This is a genomic window from Neolewinella maritima, from assembly GCF_923081025.1.
Classification (GTDB): Bacteria; Bacteroidota; Bacteroidia; order Chitinophagales; family Saprospiraceae; genus Neolewinella; species Neolewinella maritima.
Genome location: NZ_CAKLPZ010000001.1, coordinates 265,404 through 289,316, shown reverse-complemented (window position 1 = coordinate 289,316; position 23,913 = coordinate 265,404). Strand labels below are relative to the sequence as shown.

Below are 23,913 nucleotides of genomic sequence, written 5' to 3'. Positions count from 1 at the left end.
CATAGCTACCGTGCCGTCGCGTTTCCGCTTGCGGCACTTGATAAGGGAATAACATCTTCCGGAGCAACCTCATAGGTCATCAACCTAGCATCCAGCCCAGCGAAAGTGATTAGAAAAATCTTTTTACTCTTTGCGGTGACGTACTGCCCCCGCACACCAGCTAGCGGGCCACGTGCAATTTCTACTGCGCAGCCTGGTTGGAAAGCATCCACCGCATCCTCTACATCCCACTGCAACGAATGATCAGTGGAAATACGTCGAAGTAGCTCAATCTCGGATGCAGTGACCTGGCGACGGCTACGCCCTAACTTAACAAACCCAAAGACAAAAGTAGGCTGTAAGACCAAGGTGGCCTGACTAGTGACAATCCTGACGAATACATAGCCCCCTAGCAAGGGAAGTTGCCGCACCCCCACCTTGGACTTGTAGTGAAATGGGCGATCACGTAATGGCACGAACACCTCAATCCCAGACGGTTGCAGCTGCTTAGCTACCACCTTCTCTTTTCGGTGTCCCACCCGTAGCGCGAACCAGCGGGCATACTGAGGGTCTAAGTCATCCACAAAATCACGCCGAGACGCTCCGGAACCGTACGATGGAGAGATGATTGGCACTAATACACAAGTTTTCGGGCAGGTTCGATCTGTAAGAGTGCGCAAAGATACGCCATTCTGTAGCAAAGGGGGTGGGCACCATCACCTTAAGTAAAAAGCCGCTACCCCTTCCTCGAGAAGGGATAGCGGCTTAAGACAACCTGATCGCAGTCGGGTTTACTTACTCACTACGAAGCGGAAGTTTTCCACCTCGTCTCCACTGACAACTTGCAGAATGTACGTTCCATCTTTGTAACCGTCCAGTTGCACCCGGTGGGTTCCGGCACCCTGGCGGGTAGTCAGTTGAAGTACCCGGCCACTTGCATCCATCACCCGTAGGGAGATGTCACTGACGAAACGAGCGGGAAGCGACACACGTATTTGATCTCCACTAACAGGGTTAGGGTAAATAGTCACCTCGTCGGAAGTGGTAGTCATAGCACTCGACTGGACGCCTGCTTGGCTACCCGTTGCACTAGCACAACTTTCTTGCAACTCGTAGGAGCCAATATCACGGACCCCAACTACTGACTGACCAAGCTGGTCAAGGCTACTATCAGCTGGATCACCTGTGCCAACTATGGGACTGCCACAATTAGGCTTGAGGGTCATCGTTGTGCCTCCATTATCGCTCAAGTCACCCAGATCTGGGTCCGCACCTGTAATATCTCCGTTAGCAGTGTTGAGTGTGATGTCATCACCCACCTCGGTCCCGAAGAAGTTGAACCCAGCGGATGTGGTAGTACCCCCGCTTCGATTGAGGTTTGCATCAGTATCAGCAGTGTTTGCACTGAGAATACTTCCCTGAATGAGCAGGGATTCGCTCGTGGCTACGCCACCTCCCGTCGTGGCGGTATTAGCAACAACTGTCGAATTTTCGATGCGAGCATTAGTAGAACTAAAGATTCCACCACCGGTCTCAGCTGAATTGCCGGTGACTGTAGAGGCCGTTACCGAGAAGTCACCCGAAGTTCCTGCGTTGGCAATACCACCACCGGTACCGGAAAGCTCTAAGCTATCTCCGGTAACTACAGTATTGTTGAATACAGTAGATCTAACGAGATTCAGGTCACCCCCATCATTGTAGATTCCGCCACCGGCAAGCACTTGGTCCGTACCTAAGGTAGCGGAGTAGACGCTGTTGTTCATTATAGACACGTTGGTCACTTCCATGAAGGATCCCATCATGTTCCACAATCCTCCACCTTCATTGGCAGCGCTGTTGTTTGCAACGACACCTCCATTGATATCAGTGTTGCTTTCTGTACCGCTGACGTGCAGTGCACCTCCGTTACCGGGGGCCGCACTAGCGCGATTACCGTCAAAGATTACGTCATTACTAGTGAAATCACCGAGAACGATCTCAACGCCTCCACCGGCGCGCACCGCCGAATTACCGGAAACGGTGCCACCTCGGAGGATGATCGATTTGGGCGAAATAGTAGCTGCCTCACCACCGCTGAGAATACCTCCCCCACTACCTGCGACGCCGCTAGCGGTGTTATCGCTGATCACGCTGACCCCCAAGATTTCCACAGCACCACCATCGTTGTAGATGCCACCACCACCCTGGATGTCGTCGACGGTGCCATCACCCGAGGCCTCGTTACCATTAATGGTCAAATTGGAGAGAGTCATAATACCGGTGCCGTTCCAAAGGCCTCCACCATCAGTAGCAGCCGTGTTACCGCTGACCGATCCACCGGTCATGATAAGGTCACCTTCTCCTCCTACATGGATAGCCCCTCCGTTGCCGGGGTTAGCCAGGGCCATGTTATCGTCTATGGTAGAGTTCGTGATTATAGTGATACCGGCAGCACCGGAGGCATCTTCGATAGCTCCCCCAGCACGGTTGGCCATGTTACCGGTAAGGACAGACTGGTTCAAGCTGAGACTACCACCCGGAGCAATAAGAATAGCACCTCCACTGGGTGCCGCTCCCTCCGCTGCGCTGACTGCCATATTATCCGTAATAGTGGCTCCACTGATGGCAAGGCTACCACCATCTGTGTAGAAACCTCCTCCACCCTCGGTACTTGCAGTACCTGAGGTGGTATTTTCGGTAAAGGTTCCGGCCGTTACCGTAATGGTACCCGTACCACCCCAGATGCCGCCGCCCTGCGAGGATGCTGAGTTCACCCGTACCTGGCTCGTACGAATAAGCAGGTTGCCGTCACCTCCAATGTGGATACCACCGCCGTTGCCGGGATTGCTGGCAACCGTGTTGCTATCGATGACTGCATTTTGAATGAAGAAGCGACTGGCACTGCCGGAGGCATCTTCAATTCCTCCACCGGCGCGTACGGCCGTGTTACTCACAATCACCGCATTGTTTACGAACAGCGTTCCCGGAAATTCTACTTCATCAACTGTAGTAGCAGCGTTAAGTACACCACCACCGCTGCCGGAGGCACCTGTAGCACGGTTGTTCGATACCCGCGTATTGGGGTTCACAAATAGCGTACCACCGTTATTGTAAATGCCACCACCACCTTGGGTTGCATCGTCACCAGCGGCTTCGTTGTTATCTACGACCGTGCGGCGTACGTCCATACGCCCTACACCGTTCCAGAGTCCACCGCCTTCTTGTCCGGCGGTATTGCCACTTACCGAACTTAGCACAATGAATGAGTTCCCGTCACCGCCAATATGGATGCCTCCACCGTTGCCGGGACTAGTCATGACGACATTGCTATCTACGCGGGAATTGTAAACAAAGAACCTGGAGTTGGCACCGGAGGCATCTTCAATTCCCCCACCGGCGCGCATGGCCGTGTTATTAGCAACGACAGCGGCATTCAGGCGTAGTGAACCACGAATGGGTCCTTCAGTACCTGGAGTTTGGTTGTTTAGAATTCCTCCTCCACTACCCAATGTGCCAGTAGCGCGGTTGTCGGAAACACGTGTGCCAGGGTCCACTCGCATGGTACCTCCTTCGTTGTAGAGTCCTCCACCTCCCTGGTCAGCCGCATTACCCTGTGCTTCGTTATCCGAAACCAAAGTACTTCTGATTTGGAGCAAACCGGTACCCATCCATACGCCGCCGCCTTCGCTAGAGGCAACGTTGCTGTTGACTTGACAAGCCTCCATACGAAGGTTGCCAGATCCACCTACATGGATTCCTCCACCATTCCCAGGTCCGCTTAGTGCAGAGTTGTTCAAAATAAATGAACTGCCAATAACGGTTTCATCCGTACCCTCGGAAGCATCTTCGATACCCCCACCTGCACGGTTAGCTTGGTTGTTGGAAATGTTAGATAGCGCGATCTGGAGGAATCCTCCCGGAGCATTGAAAATGCCACCACCAGAACCCGCCGTACCTAAAGCGGTGTTTTCCGTGATCATCACGCGACGTAGGAATACTGTCCCCTGGTTGTAGATGCCGCCACCCCCTTGGGTACTTGCTACACCCGTAGCCGAGTTATTCCGAATGATGGCATTCTCCATCCTCAATGTAGAACCGGCGCGAACACGTATACCACCACCAATTAGTGCCACACCATCCCGGACCGTAAGCTTTGCAATACGAACAGTCACGTTGCCATCCACCGTAAAAATCCGGTTGGTACTGGCACCGCTAATGATCGTCTGATCCATACCGTTGCCAGCGATTTCTATACTCTTGTCGATTAGTATTAAAGCGCCCGTTAGATTGATAGGCGTACCATTTGTACTGACATCGAACCGAATGACATCACCGGCAACAGCACTGGCCACGGCCTCTCGGAGTGTACCATCTCCGCTGTCACCAGTACTGGTAACTACAATTGTTGCCCCGAGTAACAGTGGAGTCGTGAAGAGTAAGAGCAGCAGCGTACATAGCCACCGCAAGGGGTAAAGTTTGGACATAGAAACTGGGTTTGTAAAAAAGGTTAAGGATAACCAAGCACCCAATGGGTGCATGATTTGAAGTAGTTACGGTGCCAGTACCGCACATGGTTTTGCCAAGTTCGAAAAAATTGGACAAATTGACCGTTAATTTTTACGATAACACAATAAAGTTGTGCAGAACTACGCCAGTCGCTATCAATAGCAGACTGAGAGTCAATTGTTTTTCATGAGACGATACCGATGGCAGACTTAGCTACGCCTTCTGGCATCTGTGATAAAAAAGCAACTAAATCACCTAATGTTCGCTGCCACGTAGATTAATAGCCCCCCGTGTACCGTCGCAGTACCCACTCCCCGGTAAATAGCGCGAGCAGTAGAGCGAATACGCCCCACAGGTTCAGGATCGACCGGGTGTTGACCGTCTCGAAGAGTAGCGGCTTCACTCCCCCGCTCTCCCGTAGGCGGTCAGATAAGCTTCCCAGCTGATCGGGAAGTAAAAATTCGCCCCCGTAGCGGCTACTTAAGCGGCGCAGTAATTCGTGGTCCGCTTCCAGTGTGTAGCGTTCCACCTCCACGGCCTGTACGCTAAAGCGACCCTCACTGAGCAGCTCCTCCCCGTTCATTTGGGTAGTAGCGCGGTAGCGGTAGTTGCCCACCGGCAGGGTACCGGCGTTGAGGGTATAGGCAGTGGTGGTGCGGGTGAACGTATAGGTATACTCCCGATCGTCCGGTCCGGTAAGCACTACGCGCGCCTCCGGCTCGTTGACCAGCTCATAGCTGCTATTGTATAGCTCGGCGTCCAGACGGACCGGCTCGTTCTCCGCAAACACGTTCTCGGGCAGACTGACGCGGAAGCGGCGCTTGTCTTCCTGTACCGTCAGGTACTGGGTGAGCTGGGACACCAACTCGTCAAAGCGATCGTGGGTACCGCCATCCAGGTAGTCGTAGAGCCGCCACTGCCAGAGCCCGGTACCGAGTAGTATCCCAGTGCGCACCCCCCGGTCTTGGCCCACTACCAGCAGGGGGTATTCGGTATCTACCCGACCGATCCGCTGCCGCAGCAGCACGTTGGCTCCCGGCCCAGCGGAGAAATTATCGAAGGCCGCGGTAAGCGGCGGAAATGCCGGAAGGAAGCGACTTACCTCGTCGCTAAGGGTAAAGGCCGTGAAGGGGGTGACCAGCCGTGCACTTACGTCGTTACCCTGCACCTGCGTGCCTCCGCCCCCTATGGTGACGAGGTCCTGGGCCGCATTGAGGAGCGGAGCAGGCACGGCGGGACCGGTGATGAAGCAGACCGGAAGCTTTGCCTGCTGAATTACCTCCAGGATGGGCGTGATGCGCTGGGTAGCGGAAGGCAGTTGGTGGAGCACGACCAGGTCGTAGTCCTGTACCCGGCCGGTGAAGCGATTGGCGTAGGCGATCTCTACCTCGTTATTCCGACCAGTCTGTAGCGACTGGCGGAGCGCGGACACATCCGGGTGGGGAGCAGCCGCCAGGATCAGGATTTTTTGCCGTGCGTTCAGTACATCTACGAAGATGTCGCGCTGGTTGTTAGCCGTGACGGCCTCGCCAGCTAGTGGAGCGACGGCAATGCGGTACCGCTGCACACCCGGCCGATCGGCGTCCAGTACGACCTCGCGGGTGGTGAAGAAGTCGGCCTGGTCGATCGGGATGCGTTCGGTGTGGACGGTACGGCTGCCGCCCTCCCCGAGGCGGGTGACGGTCAGGGTGGTCGCCTCGGCGCTGGCATTGCGGGCGTTCAGGTCGATTTGGATCGAGAACTGATCGCCGAGGTAGGCGATCCGGTTGTGGAACACGCGGCTGACCCGCAGATCGCGCCGGCGGGTCGTATCGCCAAGACCTATAGTATACACCGGCGCCTGAAGGCCATACTCGCGGTAGGCGGGGTTGCTACCTTCGTTGTAGATACCGTCGGTGGCTAGGATGACCGCCCCCAGGTTCTGATTGCCGTAGACATCGCTGATCTGAGTGAGGACGGCGTCGAGATTGGTCTGCTTGTCGGTGAAGGTGAGGGGACCGTCCTGAGTGACCTGACTACCGAACTGGTAAGTGACCACTTCGTAGGATTCGGCCAGTTCGTTGCGTAGGGCAGTCCACTGAGTGGTGTAGGCGGTGGTGTCCGTTTCCAGCCCGATGGATTCGCTCACGTCCTGGGCCAGAACTACGATGGGCTCCTCGCGGTCCGTCTGTACGAAGCGCAGGAGGGGGGACAGTAGCAGGGCGGCCAGCAAACTGTAGCCGAGAAAGCGGAGCACGGCCATCGTCCAGATCAGTGCCCGCGGGGCGGGGTTGTCCGCGCGGAAATACAGCAGCAGGGCCACCCCGAGTCCCGCCAGCGCACATACGGCGAGGTACCAGACGGGGTATTCAAAGGTGAGGGATTGCATATACGGGCTACGGGGGTCTACTCCACGAACTTATAGCCAACGCCACGGACGCTCAGGAAGTGCGTGGGCACCTTAGGGTCCTGCTCGAAGTACTTGCGGAACGACAGAATGAAGTTGTCGATCGTGCGTGTACTGGGGTACACGTCATACCCCCAGACCGACTGCAGGATCTGCTGGCGGCTGACCACCTCGCCCCGCCGCTCGGTGAGGAGCTTCAGTAGCATGGCCTCTTTTTTGGTCAGGGTGAATACTCCCTGGTTGCCGGTGGCCTCGTAGGTGGCAAAGTTGACGCGGTTCTCGCCGAAGGTGAACAGTTCGGGCCGCACCTCGGGTGACTTGCTGGTGCGCTCGATGAGCCGGTTGATGCGCAGCAAGAGTTCTTCAAACACGAAGGGCTTGGTGAGGTAGTCGTCGGCCCCCTTCTTCAGTCCCTGGATACGGTCCTGCGCCTGATCCTTTGCGGTGAGGAAGATAATGGGCGTGTCCCGGTTCGTGAGTCGGATCTGCTCTACGACCTGGAAGCCACTGACTTCGGGGAGCATCACGTCGACCACCATCACATCGAAGTGCTGCTCGCTGGCGTGCTTGAGGGCCTTGCGGCCATCTTCGGCGGTGACTACCTCGAAGCCCTCCAGCTCAAAATTGAGCTTGACGGTGTCGCGGATATTCTCTTCGTCTTCGACCAGCAGGATACGCAGCATGAGTGTGGGGTATTTGCTGTTTCTTACAATAAGCTAAACCCAATGGTTGTGATCCGTCTTCTGTCGCTGCTCTTCCTTTCCGCCACGCTATACGGCCAGTGGACGCCCGGTGATGTCTACCGGGAGTATATCTGGACTACCCCCGCTGGTGACGGCGAGGCCTTCCTGCGCGTCGGTGGCCGCTACGGCTACGCCGAGCAGGTGGGTAAACTGCCCGATTCTTTACAAGTTGGTGACCAGTTAGTATTCCCACAGGCGCTCGACCTTACCGCTGCTACCCACGCCACGCTCACCTTCGAAAAGGTGCTGGGGCACGAGGATAGCCGTGATCTGCGGGTAGCCGTCAATGGCCATACCGCCCTGTCCATCCCCGAGCCCGCTGACGTACCCGAACCGCAGACCGAGTATATGTACCACACCGATGTTACGGTCGAGGTACCCCTCGCGCAGCTCCATGCCGGTCACGACAACCGCTTCGCCCTCACACTCGACACCGCCCAGCGCTGGGGCTGGCCGCAAAATCTGTTCTATGCCGTGATCCTGCGTGTGCACTACCCTAGTGATACGGTGTCCATGCCCGTCATTGATTATCCGGACCAGATGGTACCCAGCAGCAGCTACCTATATATAAAGGACGTACGGGCCGGGGATGAGCTAGCTGATTACGTCTTCATCGGTCACGACGTCGACTGGTCGGGCCGTGGCGTGCAGGACCGCATACACTGGCAGACCCACCGCGGAGAGCCCCTGCAAATCATTGGCCGCAGCACGGCGCGCTCCACCCGATTTGCCCAGCGCTGGAATACCGAGTGGCTCCCTACCCAAGAAGGCTTCGCCGTACAGGCCCGGGTGCTGGGGGCGGACGGTAAGTACCGGGTAGGTCCTCCCCTACGGAACCTTACCCTTGCCCCCCGTCCCTATACCGTAGCGGTCTACGGTGGAGAGGCGCCGCGCAACTGGGTCACTCGCTCGGGTGCCTTCGAGCAGTCCATCCAGATTGACGAAGACGTGGAGACCGCTACGGCCCTGCAGGTCCACTGGGTCAGCTGGTCGCCCTGTTACAGCAATGGGGTGTTTCTAAACGGTCACCTGATCTGGGACCGTACGGATGATTGTTACGTCTTTGCTACCCACTCACCACAGTACACGGGGCATGATGTGCACTACCTGCAATCGGGGGAGAACATGCTCTCCACAGCCCTTACTCCCCTGTTCCGCGGTGAGATGGTACACGGCATGGAGGTGCAGTGGCCGGGCATGCAGTTGCGGGTCAGGTACGGGAAGTGAGCTTTTTAGCCGTTCTTTGTCCTACTTTCGACTGCCGCGCGCATGAACAACTGGTCTTTCTTTCGGGAAGCCATCCGGAACTTTCGTTCCACGGGGGCCATCGCCCGGGCTTCCCCCCTCCTCATCAAGCGGCTGATCGAGTCTGTCCCCTCCCGGGTGCCCCTCACCGTGATCGAGCTTGGGCCGGGAGACGGGTGCATTACTTCTGCCTTGCTGGGCCGTCTGCACTCCGAAAGTAGCCTGACAGCCTTTGAGATTAATCCTGCCTTCGTTCAACGCCTCGGGTGTTTGGCTGATCCCCGGCTACGGGTCCTACCGGTGGGGGCCGAGCTCCTGACGGACCATTTCAGTCCGGGAAGCGTCGACTTCGTCGTGTCCAGCCTGCCCCTGAGTATGATCCCGCAGGTCACTAAGGAGGAGATCATCCGGCAGGCGCAGGTGGTACTTCGCCCGGAGGGGCATTTTCTCCAGTACCAGTATGCACTACAGGATTACGGTCTGCTGAAGGACAGCTTTGATAAAGTTTCCGTGGGCTTTACGCTGGCCAATCTGCCGCCGGCCTTTGTGTATAGCTGCTCGTTGGGGTTGGTATGAACCGGGGCGGGGCCGCCCCAATAGTTATCGGGGTGCAATGAAAACGGGCTAGACTACTTGATGGTCACGCTGCGGATGATCACGTCCTGCTGCGGCCGATCATACTGCCCGGTTTCCACCTCAGCGATAGTCTCCACGACATCCATTCCGCTGACGACCTCACCGAAGACTGTATAGTCCTGATCCAGGCTAGGGCTACCCCCCTGCTCCCGGTAGGCGGCGCGTTGGGCTTCGCTGTAAGTGATCCCCTTGATGCGTTCGAGCTGGTCCAGCGTGGAATCGTCGACCAGTTGACCGGTGACGATGAAAAACTGCGAGCCGTTGCTCTTCTTCTCCGGATCTTGCGGGGGGCGGGCGGCGGCCAGGGCGCCGTACAGGTGGGGCGCACCGATCTCGGCGTCAAGCATGTATCCGGGACCACCCATACCGAGAGTTTTGTCGGCGGCGGCACCCTTACTCAGCGGATCTCCTCCCTGGATCATGAAGCCCGGGATCACGCGGTGGAAGAGGGTGCTATCGAAAAAACCTTCTTCGGCCAGCTTGATGAAGTTCTGGGTATGGCCGGGGGTCTCGGGATACAGCTTAACCTCTACGTCACCCAGGGTGGTGGAGATGATGGCGTGGGTAGGGCCGCTGGGCTGGCAGGCGGCAAGAGTAAACAGGGAGATAACAACAAGCAGTACGCGCATGCAGCGAAGGTACTACCTCAGGAATCGATCCGCCCCTCGGTAAGCTCCAGCTCCTCGAAGTAGCCCACGATCTTCGCCTTCAACAGTTCCTCCTGCCCCTTCAGGTCTACCGGTGCGATCTTGCTGGTAAGGGCGTAGTGGGGCCAGCCGTCGGCATCGCGGCCCTCGAAGCGGTAGTGGCCGTCTTCGGCAAACAGGCGGCATACGGCTACGTGCATCAGGTCGCGTTTTTCTTCCTTGGTGAAGTCGGCCTGCCAGCGGCCCAGTTCCTGCACACCGATGAGAAAGAGTAGGGCATTGAGATCGGGCAGGGTACCCCGACGAAAGCGGGCCTGTACGAGGTGGCGTACGCGTTGGTAGGCGAAGTCTTGCTCCCAGTCGGTCATGGGGTGGGTGATTAGTGGAGTCGTAAACGGAAGGCAGGCTGGGTTGGGGGCGTCGGCTTACCTTCGCCGCATAAACGGACGGAGCCGGGGGGGAAGTTGACCCCGGCCCTAAATTCGCCTCCTTCTCTATGCCCTTTCAGACTACCCCGCTCCCCGGACTGCTCGTATTCGAACCCCGCGTCTTCGGCGACGAACGCGGCTACTTCTTCGAAGCGTACAACGAGCAGGTGTTCCAGGAAGTAGATGCCGCGGCCTGCTTCGTACAGGACAACCAGGCAGCGAGCAGCCGTGGGGTACTCCGCGGACTACACTTTCAGGCCGGCGAGGCGGCACAGGCCAAATTGGTGCGGGTAGTCAGCGGTGAAGTGTACGATGTAACGGTGGACATCCGCCCGACATCCCCCACCTACCTGCAGTGGTACGGCCTGTACCTGAGCGGAGACAACCACCGGCAACTATACATCCCCCGGGGCTACGCCCATGGCTACGTAGTGACCTCCAAGGAGGCTATCTTTCTGTACAAGTGCGACAATTTTTACGCTCCGGAAGCCGAAGGTGGGCTACGCTACGATGACCCCGCCATCGGCGTAGAGTGGCCGGAGGTGGAGGGCGGCTACCATATTGTCGAGCGTGACCTAGCCTGGCCGGGCCTGTAGCTCCCGGCAACCGCCGTAAACGCACGCTGCCCCGGCTCAGTGATGAACCGGGGCAACGTACCCTTGTGCTAATCTAGGATAAATACTAATCCACTACCGGCTCACCACGAAGCGGATACTCTGTACCTCGTCGCCGTTGATCACCTGCAGGGTGTAGGTCCCCGTAGCGTAGGCACTCAGATCAAGCCGGTGCTGCTGCGATTGGATGGTACCGGCGTTACGTACCCGACCGTCCATACCCGTAATTTTCAGCCCTACATCACCCGTGAAGTGGGCGGGTAGGTTTACCATCAGGTAGTCGGTGGCAGCTGGATTGGGGAATACACTGAGCGTGCCACCAGTGGTGCTAGTGGAAGCCGTAGTGGGCTCACCGGCCGCTACCGCGGGGGCATTCTGACCACAGGCCGACTGCCGCTCGAACGAGCCGATATCACGCCGCGCACCGAATACGGCCTGGTCGATCTGATCGACGGACTCGTCATCCGGATCGCCCATATCGACGGCGGGACTCACACAACGCAGCGCGTGGGTCATCGTCATTCCACCATTGTCGGCGAGCGGGAAGAGTGCGGCGGGTACGTTCTCCTTGTCGGTGGCCGTTGCCGGAAACTGATTGAAGAGGTCTTCGCCGATGAGGTTGTATCCATTGGAGGTGACCATACCAGCTACGGTAGCAAAATCGCGGGCCAGGTTAGCGGAGTTTTGTGCGATGATGGTACCGGTGATGGTCAGGCTGGCCGAGTGGGTAGCCTGGGCGAAGCCGCCGCCGCCGCGGGCGTTGTTCATGGCGATCGTAGAGTTTACGATCTCCATAGTCCCATCGTTGGCGATGCCGCCGCCGGCCAGTCCGCCCTGGTTGCCCGATACAGTAGACTGCAGCAGGGTAAGGGTGCCACCCGTATTGTTGGCGATACCACCACCTGCGGTGATTTTACCGGTCATGCGATTGTCGGCGATCGTTGAGGACTCAATGTCCAGAATGCCTCCGTTGTTAAATACACCGGCACCGGCTACGCGCGTCTCCAGCGTACCCTCATCCGTGACCGTATTACTGCGGATGCTGACCTTCATCAGGCTCATCATCGTACCGGATTGATTCCAAACTCCGCCGCCTTCGTTAGCTGCGGTATTATTGGTGATCGAGCCTCCGGTGATATCCACGGTACTCATCATACCCGTGACGTGGAAGGCTCCCCCGTTACCGGGCGCACTACCGGCGTCGTTGCCATCATAGACGACGGCAGTAGATGCGTAGCTACCGTCAATGACTTCTACGCCGCCACCGGCACGGTTAGCGGTGTTGTTGCGGATGGTACCGCGGTCGATGCGGACCGACCCACCGGTGCTGAGCAGCGCGCCGCCCGAACCGGAGGTACCGGTCGCCTGGTTGCCGTGCAGTCTGGCAGCATTCACTACTAGCGTACCGCCATTGTTGAACAGGCCACCGCCGCCGTCATCGGCATCATCACCTAGTGCTACGTTATCGCGGATCAGCACATTATTCACCGTAGTGGTGCCAACGCTGTTCCAGATACCGCCGCCTTCCTGGCCAGCCGTATTGTTATTGACCATGCCACCGGTGATCGTCAGGTCGCCATCGCTACCGATGTGGATGCCGCCGCCGTTACCCGGGGCGGTATTGACTACGTTACGCTCGATAGCAGTGTTGGTCACCGTAAATTCGGTGGTAGCACCTGAGGCATCCTCGATGCCTCCACCGGCGCGATTGGCCTCGTTGTCGGATACCTGCGAGTCGGTGATCCGTAGCGCAGCACCCATGTTGTTGAGGATACCGCCGCCGCTGCCGGAAGTACCGGTGGCTTTGTTACCGAATACCCGGGTGTTACTGCGCAGTACGATGGTACCACCGCCGTTATTGAACAAGCCGCCACCGCCATCATTGGCATCGTCGCCCTTAGCTACGTTGTTGCGGATCAGGGTGTTGCTGACGGTCATCGTACCGGCACCATTCCAGAGTCCTCCGCCTTCCTGACCGGCCTCGTTAAGATCTACCGTACCGCCGGTGAGCATCACGTCGCCATTGCTGCCCACGTGGATACCCCCACCGTTACCCGGAGCGGTATTGACTACGTTGCGGTTGATCCGGGTATTGGTGATCGATACCAGGGTAGTATTGCCCGAGGCGTCCTCGATACCACCGCCGGCGCGATTGGCTTCGTTGCGCTCGATGCGGCTGTCCGTGATGGTCAGCGTAGCAGCCGTATTGTTCAGAATACCGCCGCCGCTGCCGGAAGTACCGGTAGCGCGATTCCGTAAGATCTGCGAGTTGTTTACCAGTATGGTACCCATACCGTTGTTGAACAGGCCGCCGCCGCCGTCATCGGCGTCATCACCCATTCCGGTATTGTCGCTGATCTCGGTAGCCGATACCGTGAGCGTACCGGCGCCGTTCCAGATACCGCCGCCTTCCTGTCCGGCCATGTTGCCGGTGACAATGGAATTCATGATGGTGAGATCACCGTCGCCGCCAATGTGAATGCCGCCGCCGTTACCGGGAGCGGTATTGACTACGTTACGGTCGATCGTAGTACTACTGATGGTGAAGGTGGATGCGGCGCCCGATGCGTCCTCGATACCGCCGCCGGCCCGGTTGGCCGTATTGGCTTCGATGCGGCTATTTGCGATACGCAGGGTAGCTCCCGTATTATTGAGAATGCCCCCTCCGCTGCCGGAGGTGCCCGTTGCCTTATTACCGCGGATGCTTACTCCGTTGCTGACCACGATAGTACCGCCACCGTTGTTATACAGTCCACCGCCGCCCATGTCGGCATCGTCGCCCATGGCCACGTTACTGCGGATGCGTGCCCGATCGGTGACCGTGAGTGTACCCAGGTTATTCCAGATACCACCCCCCTCGGCTCCCGCCGAGTTGCCAGAGACCGAGCCGCCCGAAACGGTCAGGCTGCCATCGCCTCCAATGTGGATACCCCCCCCATTACCCGGGGCGGTATTGACTACGTTGTCGTCAATACTAGAGTTGGTGATCGTGAAGGCTGAGGCTGCTCCGGAAGCATCTTCGATACCGCCGCCGGCGCGGTTGGCCTCGTTGCCCGACACTTGTGAGTCGGTGATGCGCAGCGTAGCTCCGGTGTTGTTGAGAATACCACCACCGCTGCCGGACATGCCGGTTGCTTTGTTGTTGAGAATACGGGCGTTGTCGCTCAGTACGATGGTACCTCCTCCGTTGTTGTACAGTCCACCGCCGCCGTTATCGGCTGCCTTACCCTTCGCTACATTCTGGCGAACCAGGGTATTCTGAATCGTCAGGGTACCGGTGCCGTTCCAGACGCCGCCGCCTTCCTGACCGGCTTCGTTGAGGTCTATCGTACCACCGATGAGGGTCAGGTCACCGTCGCTACCGATATGGATACCGCCACCGTTGCCGGGGGCTGTGTTTACCACGTTACGGTTGATGCGCGTCTCCGAAATCAGTACCATCGAGCCGCTACCCGATGCGTCCTCGATACCGCCACCGGCACGATTTGCGACGTTGCGTTCAATGCGGCTGCCCATGATAGTGAGCGTAGCGCCGAGGGCATTGAAAACAGCCCCCCCGGAGCCGGCCGGACCGGTAGCGGCATTGTTCATCAGTTTCGACGCCTTGATGGTCAGCACACCCTCGTTGTACACCGCGCCGCCACCCTGGGTAGCGACGGGTCCGTTGGCGATACAGTCATAGATGTAGACGCGCTCGATCTCCAGGGTACTGGTCGCCCGTACGCGTAGTCCGCCGCCGATCCGCTCCAGTCCATCGTAGATGCGCAGATCCTTGATGACCACACTGGCGCCCTTGCGGACAGAGAATGCCCGGTTGGTGTTATTTCCCCGGAGGTAGGTAGCGTCCATGCCGTTACCGAGTACCACGAGGTCCTTCTCGATATTGATAACGGTACGTAGGGTGATCGCCCTACGGTCGGTACGCGCAGCGAAAACGATCGTATCGCCCGGCTGGGCCTGACGGACAGCTTGGCGCAGGGTACCGTCACCATCGTCTGCTGTCGAGGTGACCGGTAGCGTAGCCGCCAGGCTTAGGTTGAGTGAAAAAAGGCTGACGGCCAGCAGGAGGCAGCAGCGTAGTAGGTAGTTGTGTTGCATAGGTAGATGTGAATTAAGATCACACACCGTGCGATCATTCACAACTTACGCAGTTAAACCAAATGAAGTTCTTCATATTTATTGTTTCCTTAGCTTAAATTTTTTAGCATCCTTTATTTTATTGGTTATCACCGTTCTTGGGTGGAGAGAAGCGAAATTTAATACTAAGGACATGGCTAGCAATCCGCTCCTGCCCCCGTACCCTACCTTGCACCCGCGGCCCCGCCCGCCTTAACCCCTTCACTCCCTCACCCCTTAACCCCTTGTATTTTGACCCTAACCTTTCACGGAGCCGCCCAGGAAGTCACCGGCTCGGCCCACCTGCTGACCCTCGACGACGGCTGTAAGATCCTGCTCGACTGCGGACTGTACCAGGGACGGAATAAGGACATGGAGGACTTCAACCAGACCTTCGCCTTCGACCCGGCGGAGATCGACGTACTGGTGCTGAGTCACGCGCACATCGACCACAGCGGACGGGTGCCCAAACTGGTCAAGGACGGCTTTCGGGGACGCATCTACGCCACCCACGCTACGCGGAGCCTCTGCGCGATCCTGCTGCTGGACTCGGCCTTCATCCAGGAAAAGGATGCGGAGTACTACAATAAGAAGAACGACGACCGCCGCGAGCCGCTGTACGTGCGCAAGGACGTGAAGCCCACCATGGAGCGCTTCGTAGGCTTGCCCTACGGCACTTGGAGTGAGGTGCGGCCGGGTGTGGAGCTGCAATTTCGCGACGCCGGTCATATTCTGGGTAGCGCCAGCGTGACCCTGCGGGTGACCGAAAATGGCAAGACGACCACCGTGGGCTTCACCGGCGACGTGGGCCGCCCCAACCGGCCGATCCTGCGCGACCCGGTCAAGCTGCCGGACTGCGACTACCTGATCTGCGAATCCACCTACGGCGACCGCGAGCACGAGTTGCCGCCCAATGAGATGGCCCGCTTCCTGGAGATCATTAAGCGTACGGCGGAGCGGGGCGGCAAACTGCTGATCCCCGCCTTCAGCGTGGGACGGACGCAGGAGATCGTCTACATGCTGGACCAGCTCGAAAGCAGCGGTAAGCTGCCGAAGATCCCGGTATTTGTGGATAGTCCGCTGGCGGTGAACGCCACGACCGTCTTCGGTGCCCACCCGGAGTGCTACGACAGTCAGCTGCAGACCTACCTGCTGCACGACAGCAACCCCTTCGGCTTCAACGACCTCACCTACACCCAGAGCGTGGAGGAAAGTAAGGCCCTCAACTACCTCGACGGGGCGGCCATCATCATTAGTGCCAGCGGCATGATGAACGCCGGACGCAGCAAGCATCACCTGGCCAATACGATGGGCGATCCTAAGAATACCATCTTCATCGTCGGCTACTGCGCCCCTGGCACCCCCGGCGGTAAGGTGCGCGACGGGGTAGACGGCATGAAGCTCTACGGCCGCTACCATGACCTGCGGGCCGAGGTGGTCGTGATGGACTCCTTCAGTGCGCACGCCGATCGCTCCGAGCTTATCCACTTTCTGAACGGACAGCAGGACACGTGTAAGAAGGTGTTCCTGGTGCACGGTACGCTGGACCGGATGGAGCCGTTTAGCGAGAGCCTGGGGCGGGCTGGTTTTCGGGAGGTGGTGGCGCCTGAGTTGGGGGATGTGGTGGTATTGTAGGTGTGGTAGGGTTAAACACGGAGGGCACGGAGGTGGGGCACGGAGGGGCACGGAGGCTGGTGTGGCAGCTTGGTGTAGGGTTGTTCTTTCTGCTGGCGGGCTGTACCTCCGAAGTGCATCCGCCGAGCTATAGCTTTTATCACTGGGAGACTCAGTTGAAGGTCAATGACAGTTTGCTCCACGCGCACCAGGCGGACCGACTGTACATCAAGGCATTCGACGTGAGCTGGGAGCAGGGGCGGGCCGAGCCGGCGGCTGTTCTACAGACCTCAGACAATACGCTTGCAGTAGTAGCCGTACCCATCATATTCATCACCAATGAAGTATTCCAGCATCCGGCAGATACGCTAGCTGAAGACATCACCGCCCTGCTCGACCGCAGCTTCCCCTACCCCTTCGCCGAGCTGCAGCTCGACTGCGACTGGACGGCCGGTACGCGCATCGCTTACTTCGACTTCCTCACACACCTGCGCGAATTGCTTCCCGGTAAGACCATCAGCTGCACGGTGCGCCTGCACCAGTACCGCGATCGCGCAGTGCAGGGTGTCCCCCCCGTAGACCGGGCCGTACTCATGGCCTACAACACCGGCGAACTAGGCCGCTGGGAGACCGACAACTCGATCGTCGATCCACGGATCATTTCGGCTTACGTAAAGGACCAGCCCCCCTACCCGCTTCCGCTCGACCTGGCCGTGGCGGTCTACGACTGGGCGGCAGTGTACCGGCGCGGGCAGCTGGCCTACCTTATTAACGAGCCGGACCTGGCGGAGCTCGCCGATACGGCACGCTTTGCCGCTCTCGGCCCGCTGCGGTACCAGGTGGAGCGGTCTACCTACTACGGGGGGCTGTACCTCTACCGTGGCGACCTGATCCGGCGAGAGGTGGCGGGCCGGGACGCGGCCTTACGCTTAGCTGACGGCCTGTGGCCGCAGATTGCGGGGGTGAAAAGTGAGCGGATCATTTTTTATCGGATGGGCAGCCGCCAGTGGGCGGACTAGCGCCGCCGTATCCGCCGCCCGATCGCGTGTCGTCGCAACTTCGTGGCCTCCGCCCCTATATATAGGTAGTCCTCGTCGTATACCGCTACCGCCTCGTGCTGCGTCGGCACGGCCCAGCTCAGGTTGCGCCGCCGGACCGTACCACTCAGGAACCGCTCATCCGGATAGTCGCTCAGTGTGATCAGCGAGGCCGAACTACTCGGTAGGAAGCCCAGCAGCATCCGGAAGTTGTAGGCGATCAGAAACAGCTCTTTGGTGTGGCGGTCCAGCGCGGCGCCCGTTACCACCCGGCGGGGCAGGTAGAGGCTATCGACCAGCTCCGCCTCGTAGTGACCCGGCGTGGCGGGCACCGTATAGTGCTTCACGTAAAATTGCCGGGGCCCGAAGAGCATATCCTTCGTGAACAGGTGCACCTTTCCCTGATCTACTACCATGGCTTCGCAGTCGTAGTTGCCGGGGGCGAGGCGGCCCTGGGCGTCCTGCCCGGGATAGGTGTAGGTGATGGAGTCGGTCCGGCGGGTGCTGCGGTCGTAGCGGTACACGGTTTCTACTTCACGCTGCCCGCGGTTGTTGCCGAAGTCGCCTACGTAGAGCAGTCCGTTTTCGTCCATGGCCAGGTCTTCGTAGTCGCTGGCGCGGGCGTTTAGAGTATCGGTACGCAGTAGTTTTCCGGTCCGGTCGGTGGTATAGAGGTAGGGTCCGTCGCCGCTGTCATTGTGCCAGATGAAGTCGTCGCCGTCGATCACCAGTCCGGAGGCCTCGCTGATGCGGGCGGGCAGACTAAATTTACGCGGCGCGGTGGTCGAGCAGGCGGCCGTCAGGAGTAGCAGCAGGAGGGCGGGAACGCCGGTGCGGAGTACGTTGAAAGGGGCAAGTTGGGGTGGCATGTCGGAGTTAAACACGGATTCCTCGGAAGTAGGGCACGGATTGTGCACGGATTTTCGGATTGAACCTGTGGGTGGTCAAACGTTTTGTGACGGAGCGTACCTGCGGTACTTCCGTACCGTTGTTTTTGTACCCGCCCTGACCTTTCTTGGAGCCTTTACGTTATTCCCCACTATGCCCCAGCGGACCCTCAAATTGATCACCACTACCGACGACGACCGGCCGGTGTACGTGGCCGGCACCTTTAATAACTGGACGGCCGGCGATGCCGCCTACCGCCTCGAAGCGGACGACAAACCGGGGACCTACCGCCGTACCTTCCACTTCGACGATCCGCAGAAGAAAGTAGAGTATAAGTACACCCGCGGTGGCTGGGAGGGGGTAGAACTGGGAGCCCACGGTCAAAACGCACTCAACCACACGCGGCAGACCGGTGAAACCTGGCGGATACCCGACAAGGTAGAAAACTGGGCCAGCCCCGGCCTACAGTACCAGACCGAACTGCTGCCGCGCATCGAGGTGATCAGTCAGGACTTTGAGATCCCGGAGCTCATCCGCACGCGCCGGGTGGCCGCCCTGCTGCCCCACGACTACTACGAGACCGACAAGCACTACCCGGTACTCTACCTGCAGGACGGGCAGAACCTCTTCGACGACTACGCACCCTACGGCAGTTGGGGGGTAGACAAGCGCATGGCCAGTCTGGCCGAGCGCGGCATGGGCGATCTGATCATCGTGGCCATCGACCACGCCGAGGCCCAGCGGGTGAGTGAGTTCACCCCCGCCTTCCGCAACCGGCTGGGCAAGGGGGACGGCCGGGCCTACACCCGCTTTCTGGCCGAACGGCTCAAACCCTACATCGATCAGCACTTCCGTACGAAGCCGGAACCCGAGCACACGGGTATCGGGGGCAGCTCTTTGGGGGGGCTCATCAGTATTTACGCCGGTATCCTCTACCCCAATGTGTACGAGCGGATCATGGTGTTCAGTCCGAGCCTCTGGGTGACACCCGACATCCCCTTCACCCTGATGAAATTTACTCACCGCTACCGGGGGCGCATCTACCTCTACGGTGGGGAGGCGGAAAGTCAGACCATGGTACCCAATATGGAGCGCTTCCGCGATCAGCTGCTGGCGCAGACCGGCACTACGAAGCTAGAACTTAATATGGCCGTCGATCCCCTGGGGCAGCACAACGAGGCGCGCTGGGGCCGGGAGTTTCCCCGGGCCATCGAGTGGCTCTATTTTGCTGACCGCTGAGGTCTTTTCTTTATCTTGCGATCCGCCGATCCGTCACCTTAGTTCTACGCCCTTGTTGCTACGTACCTACTTATCCGTTTGTCTGACCTTCTGCCTGTTGCCCTGTCTGGGAGCGATGAGCGAGGCGGCGGCCGAACGACAGGCACGCCAGATCATTGAGCTGAGCCGTGACGAGGTAGAGCGCCGGCTGGGTGCGATCGATCAGTCCTTTCTCGAGTACCGGGTGGACGATGCGGTGTACCGTAGAATCGTCAACTACCTGCAGGACTGGCCCATCGCCAGCGGCCGTATGCTGGCCCGCTCGGCCCGCTTCTACCCCATTTTCGAAGAACAACTGGTCGCTGCCGATCTCCCCCTGGAGCTCAAGCACCTCAGTATAGTAGAGAGTGCCCTGCGGTCCTGGGCCATCAGCCGGGTCGGTGCGGCGGGCCTCTGGCAGCTCATGCCGGGTACGGCGCGCGAACTGGGGCTGATCGTCAACGATGAACTGGACGAGCGGCTCGACCCCACCCTGGGCTGCGCGGCCGGACTGGACTACCTGCGCATCCAATTCGACCGCTACGGCGACTGGGCGCTGGCGCTGGCTGCCTACAACTCGGGCCCGGGCAACGTGAACCGGGCTATCCGCCGCTCCGGTAGCCGTAATTACTGGACACTGCGCCGCTTCCTGCCGCGGGAGACGCGCAGTTACGTACCGAGCTTCATCGCCGCGGTGTTCCTGATGAGCTACCACCAGGACTACGGCCTACCCGCCACTCAGATCCCCCTCGACGACCAACTGACGGAGCGGATCCTGATCCGCCGGGAGCTCAGCCTCTACCGCGTAGCTCAGGTGACGGGCCTGCGGCCGGAGGTCGTCATCGAGATGAACCCCCAGTACCTGCGGGGCTACCTGCCGGGCCTACGGGGAGGCCACCTGCTCCAACTCCCCCGACGGGTCGTACCGGCCATGCGAGAATACCTGGCCCTACATCCGGCCGGCGTGCGCGAGGACGCCATCGAACTGCCCTGGTCGCACCCCCTGTTAGCTGAAGGGGAGCTGAACGCCGACCGCTACTATGTACGCCGGGAAGCGCCGGTGGAGGAGGGGGACAGTACAGCCCGTCAGGTCGCCGCACGCTACGATCAGGCGGTAGACCGGTTGGTGATCTGGAGCGACCGGGGCGAACTGGATACGGTAGCCGTTGGAGAGACCTTTTACTACTACGAGGTAGAAGTATTCCAGCCCTACGATACGCGGACCCGGGATATTCCGCCGCCGGCTACCCGCTTGGCCGCCGACGCACAGCCGCGCATCCCGACTTCCTTCCACGCGTACCTCACTGACGTGCCCGAGCCCTACTATACCGAGCCAGAGGAGGCGCGGCGGTGGTGGCAGCTATTCCAACGCTAATTTCTTGGCACGTGGGTTAACGGGGAAAAGTATTCGCTACAACACTTCGCCCCTAACTTTATTCTTATTTTACCGCCCCGCGCAAAACGGGCGGCACAGAAATCGATCACATGAAATTTAACTCACAGGGTGACGCTGAGGTCACTTACGACGCCATAGTTGTCGGCACCGGAATCAGCGGAGGCTGGGCCGCTAAGGAACTGTGCGAAAAAGGACTCCGGACGCTGGTGCTGGAAAAGGGCCGCATGGTCAAGCACAACGACTACCCCACCGCCAACCTGGACGAGTGGGATATGGAAAATCTAGGACGTACCTCGGCCGAAGAGATCAAGGAGCACTACCAAAAGCAGAACCGGACCGGCTATACGGTAAAGGAGGCCAGCAAGCACTGGTTCGTCAAGGACGACGAGCACCCCTACGGTGAAAAAGAACGCTTCGACTGGATGCGGGGCTACCACGTCGGCGGCCGCTCCATCATGTGGGGCCGTCACAGCTACCGCTGGTCCGAGATGGACTTCCAGGCCAATGCCAAGGATGGTGTAGGTACCCCCTGGCCGGTAGGCTATACGGACATCGCCCCCTGGTACGACTACGTAGAGACCTTCGCCGGCATCAGCGGTGAACTGCTGGGACTATCCCAGCTACCCGACGGTAAGTTTTTACCCATGATGCCCCTCAACTGCGTAGAAGACAAGTTCCGCAAGGGCGTAGCCGAAAACATGAACGGCCGTACCGTCACCGCCGGCCGCGTGGCGCACCTTACTGCCTATGATCCCGCCGTGCACAAAGGCACCCGCGGGCAGTGTCAGTACCGCAACCGCTGTATTCGGGGCTGTCCCTACGGCGGCTACTTCAGCAGCGTATCCTCGACCATCCCCGTGGCCCAGGAGACCGGCAACCTGACGCTGCGCCCCAACAGCTCCGTGTACTCCCTGATTTACGATAAGGAGAACAAGCGCGCCAAGGGCGTCCGCTTCCGCGATTCCGAGACCGGTGAAGACCACGAGGCCTACGCCAAGGTCGTCTTCCTGTGCGCCTCGGCCATCCCGAGCTCCTACATCGTGATGAATACGGAGCATGAGGAAGAAGTAACCCTGGACACCAGCGGCGAGCTCGGTGGCAACATCATGGACCACCACTTCCGCGTAGGCGCCTCCGGCGATACCGACGAATTTGGCGACCGCATCGAAAAGGGCCGCAAACCTAATGGCGTATACATCCCCCGCTACCAGAACCTGGGCGACCGGGCCAGCAAGAAGGACTACCTCCGCGGCTGGGGCTACCAGGGCGGCGCAGGACGCGGCAGCTGGGCACAGAACGTGCGCGAAATGAACGTCAAGATCGGCCCCGAGCTCAAGCAATCCCTGCTGCGCCCCGGTAAGTGGACGATGGGCCTGACCGCCTTCGCCGAGACCCTGCCGGACACCAACAACCGCATGACCATCGACCGCGACACCCTCGATAAGGACGGTCTGCCGACCCTCGTCTTCAACGCCAAGTGGGGCGAGAACGAGTACGCCATGGTCGACGACATGATGAACGACGCGGCCGAGATGCTCGAAGCCGCCGGTATGAAGAACGTGAGCACCTACAACGCACACTCCTTCCCCGGCCTCGGTATCCACGAGATGGGAATGGCCCGCATGGGCAGCAACCCCCGCAACAGCGTAGTAGATAAGCACAACCGGCTCTGGGCCGCCCCGAACGTTTATATGACCGACGGTGCCTTCATGACCTCCGCCGCCTGCGTGAACCCCTCCCTGACTTACATGGCCTTTACCGCACGGGCGGCCGACCATGCCGTCAACGAACTCAAAAAGATGAACATCTAATACAGGATGAAAAGAAGAGAACTACTGCGGTATACCGCTTACCTGGCCGGCGTCGCCGTCACCGGACCCGTCGCCTCCGCCCTCCTCGCCGGTTGCAAACGCGACGAAGCCGTCGCGGCCGGTGAGGCCACCTACTCGCCCTCCTTCTTCAACGAAGACGAGTACGAGTACATCAGCAAACTGGCCGATATCATCATCCCCCGTACGGACACCCCCGGCGCTCTCGACGTAGGTGCCCCCGAGATGGTCGACAAGATGGTCGGCGAGGTCTACGACGAGGAGTCGCGCGACAAGTTCCGCGACGGCCTCAAGGAACTGATGCGCAAAATGGACGCCGACAACGCCGACGCCGGCTTCCGCCAGCTCGATACAGACAAGGCACTGGTCTATCTACAGGATCAGGACCTCCACTACAAAAACCCTGATACCGACTGGAACACGCTCCCCGCCACCGACGTCAGCGCCAAAGACACCTACTTCGACCTCAAGGCACAGATCGTCGGCGCCTGGTTCAACTCCGAACCCATCGGCACCGAAGTACTCGCCTACCTACCCGTCCCCGGAGAGTACATCCCCTGCGGCGACCTACAGGAGCTTACCGGAGGAAAAGCCTGGGCTATCTAGAAGAGCC

The 23,913-nt window shown here is 59.2% G+C and carries 17 protein-coding genes; 9 read left to right on the top strand and 8 right to left on the bottom strand.

Annotated features, from left to right (window positions below):
- Nucleotides 1–5: 5 nt before the first annotated feature.
- From MJQ68_RS01225 to MJQ68_RS01210, 4 genes are all read right to left on the bottom strand, one after another.
- Nucleotides 6–614 carry a transcription termination/antitermination NusG family protein gene (locus tag MJQ68_RS01225; protein ID WP_238749151.1) on the bottom strand — a complete coding sequence of 203 codons (609 nt, stop codon included), beginning with the start codon at nt 612–614 and terminating at the stop codon, nt 6–8.
- A 156-nt stretch (nt 615–770) separates the two neighbouring features.
- Nucleotides 771–4,442 (bottom strand): beta strand repeat-containing protein, encoded by a 3,672-nt coding sequence (locus MJQ68_RS01220; RefSeq protein WP_238749150.1) that lies wholly within the window; start codon nt 4,440–4,442, stop codon nt 771–773.
- 299 nt (nt 4,443–4,741) lie between these two features.
- Complete coding sequence (locus MJQ68_RS01215) at nt 4,742–6,832, bottom strand: hypothetical protein (protein ID WP_238749149.1); 2,091 nt, start codon at nt 6,830–6,832, stop codon at nt 4,742–4,744.
- A 17-nt stretch (nt 6,833–6,849) separates the two neighbouring features.
- Entirely contained in the window at nt 6,850–7,533 is a 684-nt protein-coding gene (locus MJQ68_RS01210; RefSeq protein WP_238749148.1) for a response regulator transcription factor, read from the bottom strand.
- A 48-nt stretch (nt 7,534–7,581) separates the two neighbouring features.
- Between MJQ68_RS01210 and MJQ68_RS01205 the strand changes: the two genes are divergently transcribed.
- Entirely contained in the window at nt 7,582–8,820 is a 1,239-nt protein-coding gene (locus tag MJQ68_RS01205; protein WP_238749147.1) for a hypothetical protein, read from the top strand.
- A gap of 42 nt (nt 8,821–8,862) precedes the next feature.
- Complete coding sequence (locus MJQ68_RS01200; RefSeq protein WP_238749146.1) at nt 8,863–9,414, top strand: class I SAM-dependent methyltransferase; 552 nt, start codon at nt 8,863–8,865, stop codon at nt 9,412–9,414.
- A 53-nt stretch (nt 9,415–9,467) separates the two neighbouring features.
- Here the strand turns inward: MJQ68_RS01200 and MJQ68_RS01195 are convergent, their stop codons facing one another.
- On the bottom strand, nt 9,468–10,103 hold the full coding sequence (locus tag MJQ68_RS01195) for a peptidylprolyl isomerase (RefSeq protein ID WP_238749145.1): 636 nt from the start codon (nt 10,101–10,103) through the stop codon (nt 9,468–9,470).
- 17 nt (nt 10,104–10,120) lie between these two features.
- The gene (locus MJQ68_RS01190; RefSeq protein WP_238749144.1) at nt 10,121–10,489 is read right to left on the bottom strand and encodes a hypothetical protein; all 369 of its coding nucleotides are present in this window, start codon (nt 10,487–10,489) and stop codon (nt 10,121–10,123) included.
- A gap of 128 nt (nt 10,490–10,617) precedes the next feature.
- Between MJQ68_RS01190 and rfbC the strand changes: the two genes are divergently transcribed.
- Nucleotides 10,618–11,145, top strand: a complete 528-nt coding sequence (gene rfbC, locus MJQ68_RS01185; protein ID WP_238749143.1) for a dTDP-4-dehydrorhamnose 3,5-epimerase — start codon at nt 10,618–10,620, stop codon at nt 11,143–11,145.
- A 93-nt stretch (nt 11,146–11,238) separates the two neighbouring features.
- Here rfbC and MJQ68_RS01180 read toward each other — a convergent pair whose 3' ends face one another.
- Nucleotides 11,239–15,261: a choice-of-anchor Q domain-containing protein gene (locus tag MJQ68_RS01180; RefSeq protein ID WP_238749142.1), complete on the bottom strand. Its 4,023-nt coding sequence runs from the start codon at nt 15,259–15,261 to the stop codon at nt 11,239–11,241.
- A 270-nt stretch (nt 15,262–15,531) separates the two neighbouring features.
- Between MJQ68_RS01180 and MJQ68_RS01175 the strand changes: the two genes are divergently transcribed.
- The gene (locus MJQ68_RS01175; protein WP_238749141.1) at nt 15,532–16,914 is read left to right on the top strand and encodes an MBL fold metallo-hydrolase RNA specificity domain-containing protein; all 1,383 of its coding nucleotides are present in this window, start codon (nt 15,532–15,534) and stop codon (nt 16,912–16,914) included.
- Nucleotides 16,915–16,916: 2 nt separating this feature from the next.
- Entirely contained in the window at nt 16,917–17,912 is a 996-nt protein-coding gene (locus MJQ68_RS01170) for a hypothetical protein (protein ID WP_238749140.1), read from the top strand.
- Here MJQ68_RS01170 and MJQ68_RS01165 read toward each other — a convergent pair.
- Complete coding sequence (locus MJQ68_RS01165; protein ID WP_238749139.1) at nt 17,909–18,799, bottom strand: NHL repeat-containing protein; 891 nt, start codon at nt 18,797–18,799, stop codon at nt 17,909–17,911. The two genes, MJQ68_RS01170 and MJQ68_RS01165, sit on opposite strands and share 4 nt — an antisense overlap.
- Nucleotides 18,800–18,971: 172 nt before the next feature.
- Here MJQ68_RS01165 and MJQ68_RS01160 point away from each other — a divergent pair, with 172 nt between their 5' ends.
- The 4 genes from MJQ68_RS01160 to MJQ68_RS01145 all read left to right on the top strand — a co-directional run bounded on the left by MJQ68_RS01160 (nt 18,972) and on the right by MJQ68_RS01145 (nt 23,906).
- On the top strand, nt 18,972–20,057 hold the full coding sequence (locus tag MJQ68_RS01160; protein WP_238749138.1) for an alpha/beta hydrolase-fold protein: 1,086 nt from the start codon (nt 18,972–18,974) through the stop codon (nt 20,055–20,057).
- Nucleotides 20,058–20,109: 52 nt separating this feature from the next.
- Entirely contained in the window at nt 20,110–21,450 is a 1,341-nt protein-coding gene (locus tag MJQ68_RS01155; RefSeq protein WP_238749137.1) for a lytic transglycosylase domain-containing protein, read from the top strand.
- Nucleotides 21,451–21,560: 110 nt separating this feature from the next.
- Nucleotides 21,561–23,282 (top strand): GMC oxidoreductase, encoded by a 1,722-nt coding sequence (locus tag MJQ68_RS01150; RefSeq protein WP_238749136.1) that lies wholly within the window; start codon nt 21,561–21,563, stop codon nt 23,280–23,282.
- A gap of 6 nt (nt 23,283–23,288) precedes the next feature.
- The gene (locus MJQ68_RS01145) at nt 23,289–23,906 is read left to right on the top strand and encodes a gluconate 2-dehydrogenase subunit 3 family protein (RefSeq protein WP_238749135.1); all 618 of its coding nucleotides are present in this window, start codon (nt 23,289–23,291) and stop codon (nt 23,904–23,906) included.
- The last annotated feature ends 7 nt before the right edge of the window (nt 23,907–23,913 follow it).

Bases quoted from the DNA above. Each gene is read 5' to 3' on its own strand.
- MJQ68_RS01215 (WP_238749149.1), bottom strand. From the start codon at position 6,832: ATGCAATCCCTCACCTTTGAATACCCCGTCTGGTACCTCGCCGTATGT.
- MJQ68_RS01200 (WP_238749146.1), top strand. From the start codon at position 8,863: ATGAACAACTGGTCTTTCTTTCGGGAAGCCATCCGGAACTTTCGTTCC.
- MJQ68_RS01210 (WP_238749148.1), bottom strand. From the start codon at position 7,533: ATGCTGCGTATCCTGCTGGTCGAAGACGAAGAGAATATCCGCGACACC.
- MJQ68_RS01145 (WP_238749135.1), top strand. From the start codon at position 23,289: ATGAAAAGAAGAGAACTACTGCGGTATACCGCTTACCTGGCCGGCGTC.
- MJQ68_RS01165 (WP_238749139.1), bottom strand. From the start codon at position 18,799: ATGCCACCCCAACTTGCCCCTTTCAACGTACTCCGCACCGGCGTTCCC.
- MJQ68_RS01220 (WP_238749150.1), bottom strand. From the start codon at position 4,442: ATGTCCAAACTTTACCCCTTGCGGTGGCTATGTACGCTGCTGCTCTTA.
- rfbC (WP_238749143.1), top strand. From the start codon at position 10,618: ATGCCCTTTCAGACTACCCCGCTCCCCGGACTGCTCGTATTCGAACCC.
- MJQ68_RS01180 (WP_238749142.1), bottom strand. From the start codon at position 15,261: ATGCAACACAACTACCTACTACGCTGCTGCCTCCTGCTGGCCGTCAGC.
- MJQ68_RS01150 (WP_238749136.1), top strand. From the start codon at position 21,561: ATGAAATTTAACTCACAGGGTGACGCTGAGGTCACTTACGACGCCATA.
- MJQ68_RS01195 (WP_238749145.1), bottom strand. From the start codon at position 10,103: ATGCGCGTACTGCTTGTTGTTATCTCCCTGTTTACTCTTGCCGCCTGC.
- MJQ68_RS01160 (WP_238749138.1), top strand. From the start codon at position 18,972: ATGCCCCAGCGGACCCTCAAATTGATCACCACTACCGACGACGACCGG.
- MJQ68_RS01190 (WP_238749144.1), bottom strand. From the start codon at position 10,489: ATGACCGACTGGGAGCAAGACTTCGCCTACCAACGCGTACGCCACCTC.